The sequence below is a fragment of the Hydrogenophaga sp. genome, from assembly GCF_018780385.1.
GTDB lineage: Bacteria > Pseudomonadota > Gammaproteobacteria > Burkholderiales > Burkholderiaceae_C > Hydrogenophaga.
Window position 1 is genome coordinate 1 of the sequence record NZ_JADMJO010000102.1, and the last position, 3936, is coordinate 3936.

Below are 3936 nucleotides of genomic sequence, written 5' to 3' on the forward strand. Positions count from 1 at the left end.
GCCTGCGCCGCGCGATCTTCGGCCTGGGCAGCCTGCAGGTGGTGGTGTGCGGCCTCTTGCTCACCGGCGTGGGCCTGGCCTTCGGCTTTCCGCTGGGCGTGTCCTTCGTGAGCGCCATGGGCTTCGTGCTCACCTCCACCGCCGTGGTGATGCAACTGCTGGGCGAACGCGGCGACATGGCCCAGCCACGGGGTCAGAAGATCGTCGCCATCCTGCTGTTTGAAGACCTGCTGATCGTGCCGCTGCTGGCCGTGGTGACCTTCATGGCGCCACCCGACCTGGCGGGAACGGCAGCGGCCACGTCGTCGCGCTGGGGCACCATCGGCCTGGCCTTGGGCTCACTGGTGGCGCTGGTGGCTGCCGGCGTGTGGCTGCTCAACCCCTTGTTCCGCGTGCTGGCCAACGCCAAGGCGCGCGAAGTGATGACCGCCGCCGCGCTGCTGGTGGTGCTGGGCGCGGCCCTGCTCATGCAGGTGGGCGGCCTGTCCATGGCCATGGGCGCTTTCATTGCCGGCGTGCTGCTGTCCGAATCCACCTTCCGCCACCAGCTTGAAGCCGACATCGAGCCTTTCCGCGGTCTGCTGCTCGGTCTGTTCTTCCTGAGCGTGGGCATGTCGCTGGACCTGGCCGCCGTAGCGAGCAACTGGCCCATCATCGTGGCCGGGGTGGTGGCCATGATGGTGGTCAAGGCGCTCTGCATCTACGGCGTGGCGCGCTTCGCGAAAAGCTCGCACGCGGACGCGCTGGACCGCGCGGTGCTGATGGCGCAGGGTGGCGAGTTCGCCTTCGTGCTGTTCGGCGCCGCGCTGGGCGCACAAGTGATCGACCCGGTGGTCAACGCCAACATGACCGCCATCGTGGTGCTCTCGATGGCGCTCACCCCGCTGGTGGTGCTGGTGCACCGGCGCCTGGCCACGAAGCCCGGCGTGTCCATGGACGGCATCGAGGCCGTCAGTGGTCAGGCCGCCAGCGTGCTGGTGGTCGGCTTCGGCCGCTTCGGGCAGATTGCCAGTCAGGGCGTGATCGCGCGCGGTGCGAGCATCACCATCATCGACAACAACGTGCAGATGATCCGCGACGCCGAGGCCTACGGCTTCAAGGTGTACTACGGCGACGGCTGCCGTGCCGATGTGCTGCACGCGGCCGGTGCGCACTCGGCCAGCGCCATCCTGGTGTGTGTCGACAACAAGGAAGCCGCCACGCGCCTCGCCGAACTGGCCAAAACCGAGTTCCCCCAGGCTGAACTGCTGGTGCGCGCCTTTGACCGCGAACACGTGCTGGAACTGCGCAAGAAGGCCGACGCGGGCTACCTCGTGCGCGAGACCTTCGAGTCCGCCATGGCCATGGGCCGCCAAGCCATCTTGACCTTGGGCGCTGCCGAAGAAGAAGCCGACGAGGTGATGGAACACCTGCGCCGGCGCGACGCCGAGCGCATGGACATGGAAGCGGCCGGTGGCATCTTTGCTGGACGCGCGCTGGTGCTGGGCAACCAGGTGAAGGAGGCCGCCGCACACCAGGCCGCGCAAGACCCCGCCTGAAGATTCAGACGAGGTCCGGCTTCAGTTTCCACGCTGCGCGTGCAGCGCTTTTTCACCCTCTTCCAGCGTTCGCTTCATCGTGGTTGCTCCCTGTTCCATCATTGCGTCAACGAAGCCCGCCAACTCGTGGGGCAGCACATCGGCAGTCCAGACAAAGCGGGTGCGCAGCGCGCCTTCCGCGAACAGTTGCGCTGACGCGTTGTGGTGCGTGAGCTTGCCACCGACGGCGGCGTAGCTCAGGCGATGCGTCTTTTCGTCGAGGCCCACGAACAGCTCGCGCGCGACCATGCCATTGGCGAAGATCACGACGCGGGCGCCCTCCTCGACGCGGCAGTCGGTCACGAAGCCGGGTGCCAGGCGCTGGTGCACGGCGTTGAAGTCGCGCAGCGCGTCCCAGACCCGGTCCAGGCCCGCTTCAATGACGATTTCCTTTTGGATGGTGGCCATGGTGCGGCTCCTGTTCAGGGGCAGACGGCTTCGACGTTGTTGCCGTCGGGGTCGATCAGGAAGGCCGCGTAATAGGTCGGGCTGTAGTCGGGGCGCGGGCCGGGGCCGCCGTTGTCTTTGGCGCCCGCCTTCAGGCCCGCCTTGTAGAACGCGTCCACCGCCTTGTGGTCGGCGGCGCGCAACGCAATGTGCGTGCCCGGGCCTTTGGCGCCTTGGACCGCATAGAGCCACAGCGCGGGCGCGCCTTTCGGGCCGAGGCCGGCGTAGGTGTCGTCGTGAGAGCCCAGCACGTGGCCGAGGGGTGCGAGCGCGGCTTCGTAGAAACGGCGGCTCGCGGCGAGGTCTTTGACTTTCAGTCCGATATGGTCGTACATGGTGATGACTTTCTGCTCGATGGGTGGATCAGGCGGTCATCGTCGATCAGGGCGGTCACACGGTCTTGGAGAATCTTGCGGTCATTTTTCGGGCCCGTTCGGGCGGCCTGGCGAAAGCCGCGCGGCGACAGGCCAGCCGCGCGGTGGAAGGTGCGCACGAAGTTGCTGAGATCGGCAAAGCCCACCTCAAGCGCCACGTCGGTCACCGATTGTTCGCTGTCGGTCAGCAGCCACGCCGCGTGGCGCAGCCGCGAACGCACCAGGTACTGGTGCGGCGTGACGCCGAGCACGCGCGAGAACAGCCGCAGGAAATGAAATGGGCTCAAGGCCACTTCACCGGCCGCCTTGTCCAGATCGATGTCCTCGTGCGAATGGGCAGCGATCCACATCGCGGCCTCCACGGCGCGGCGTCGGTCGCGCCCGGTCGTGGGTTGCGGCACGAGGCTGCGGCCCGTCACGACATCCACGAAACGCGACGCGAACCACAGACCCACTTCGTCCAGACCGGCGTCGCTGCGGCCACTGGCCACCGCCTGCGCGAGCTCGCCCAGCACCATGAGTTCGGGCAGCGGTGGCAGGCCGCCGGTGCGCCAGTTGCTTTTGTCGCCACCGACCAGTTCCAGGAAACCGGGCGAGAGGTGAAACGCGAGGCACTCATCGCCGCAGACATGGTGGTCGTGCGTGCACATGAACTCGTCGCCCGGGTGGCCCACCAGCACCGAGCCTGCCACCAGTTCGTACGACGCGCCACCCACCCGGTAGCCGAACGTCCCCTTGCGCACGTAGGAAACCGAGTGGCCGGTGTGCACCTCGGTGAACGGTTTCTCGGCGGGACCGGCGCTGCAGCGGTAGTCCACCACCCGGATCGGGCCGGCCTGCAATTCGGTGGCGGTGATCATCTGTTGTCTCCGTCGAACAGGCCGGGTTCACCACCGATCTGCGCGCATTCGATCTGCAGCATGCGCAGCTTGGTCGCCACGCCACCACCGGCCGAAAAACCGCCCGAGCGGCTGCCCGCCGCGAGCACGCGGTGGCAGGGCACGATGGGCGCGAACGGGTTGTGGCCCATGGCCTGCCCCACGGCGCGGGCCAGGCCCACATCGCCCAGGGCCTGGGCCATCTCGCCGTAGGTGCGGGTCTGGCCGGGGGGTATGGCGCGGGCCATCGCATACACCTCGCGCTGGAACGGCGTGAGGCGGCTCATGTCGAGTTCGATCTCGCGCAGATCGCTGCGCGACCGGCCCTCCAGCAAGGCCTGAACGCCTTCGATGGCCGCCTGCACCGGCGCCGGCGGCTGGTCCACCGCAGGCAGCGGCGGAAAACCCTTCAGCAGGCGCGTACGTGTGCGCTCTGCTTCGGCCTCGGGCAACTGCACCGCCACCACACCACCCGGCCCCCAGGCGATGCCGCAGACACCGATGGCGGTGTCGAACAGGGTGTGGCCGCCCTCGCCCATGGCCGTCTCGATATCACACGGCGCGCAGCGCCGCGCGCAAGGCCACACCGATCTCGGGACGCTCGAGGAACGGGTCGGCCGGGTTGGTGATGTTCACGATGCCTTCCATGCGCGCGCGCAC

The 3936-nt window shown here is 68.0% G+C and carries 5 protein-coding genes; 1 reads left to right on the top strand and 4 read right to left on the bottom strand.

Going from position 1 to position 3936, the window contains the following annotated elements; genetic code table 11:
- Positions 1–1538, top strand: a 1538-nt coding sequence (locus IV113_RS22290; RefSeq protein ID WP_291089745.1) for a cation:proton antiporter, incomplete at its 5' end; no start/stop codon positions are given.
- Positions 1539–1559: 21 nt separating this feature from the next.
- Here IV113_RS22290 and IV113_RS22295 read toward each other — a convergent pair.
- From IV113_RS22295 to IV113_RS22310, 4 genes are read right to left on the bottom strand one after another with little or no spacing between them, the layout of a single operon-like run.
- Entirely contained in the window at positions 1560–1985 is a 426-nt protein-coding gene (locus IV113_RS22295; protein ID WP_291089748.1) for an SRPBCC family protein, read from the bottom strand.
- Positions 1986–1999: 14 nt separating this feature from the next.
- Positions 2000–2359, bottom strand: coding sequence for a VOC family protein (locus IV113_RS22300; protein ID WP_291089750.1), 360 nt, complete (start codon positions 2357–2359; stop codon positions 2000–2002).
- A complete protein-coding gene (locus tag IV113_RS22305; RefSeq protein WP_291089752.1) occupies positions 2338–3258 on the bottom strand; it encodes an AraC family transcriptional regulator in 921 nt (306 codons plus the stop codon). The genes IV113_RS22300 and IV113_RS22305 overlap by 22 nt, the downstream gene beginning before the upstream one ends.
- Positions 3255–3815, bottom strand: coding sequence for a methylated-DNA--[protein]-cysteine S-methyltransferase (locus IV113_RS22310; protein WP_291089755.1), 561 nt, complete (start codon positions 3813–3815; stop codon positions 3255–3257). Before IV113_RS22310 ends, IV113_RS22305 begins: the two co-directional genes overlap by 4 nt.
- Positions 3816–3936: the final 121 nt, after the last annotated feature.

Bases quoted from the DNA above. Each gene is read 5' to 3' on its own strand.
- IV113_RS22305 (WP_291089752.1), bottom strand. From the start codon at position 3,258: ATGATCACCGCCACCGAATTGCAGGCCGGCCCGATCCGGGTGGTGGAC.
- IV113_RS22300 (WP_291089750.1), bottom strand. From the start codon at position 2,359: ATGTACGACCATATCGGACTGAAAGTCAAAGACCTCGCCGCGAGCCGC.
- IV113_RS22310 (WP_291089755.1), bottom strand. From the start codon at position 3,815: ATGGGCGAGGGCGGCCACACCCTGTTCGACACCGCCATCGGTGTCTGC.
- IV113_RS22295 (WP_291089748.1), bottom strand. From the start codon at position 1,985: ATGGCCACCATCCAAAAGGAAATCGTCATTGAAGCGGGCCTGGACCGG.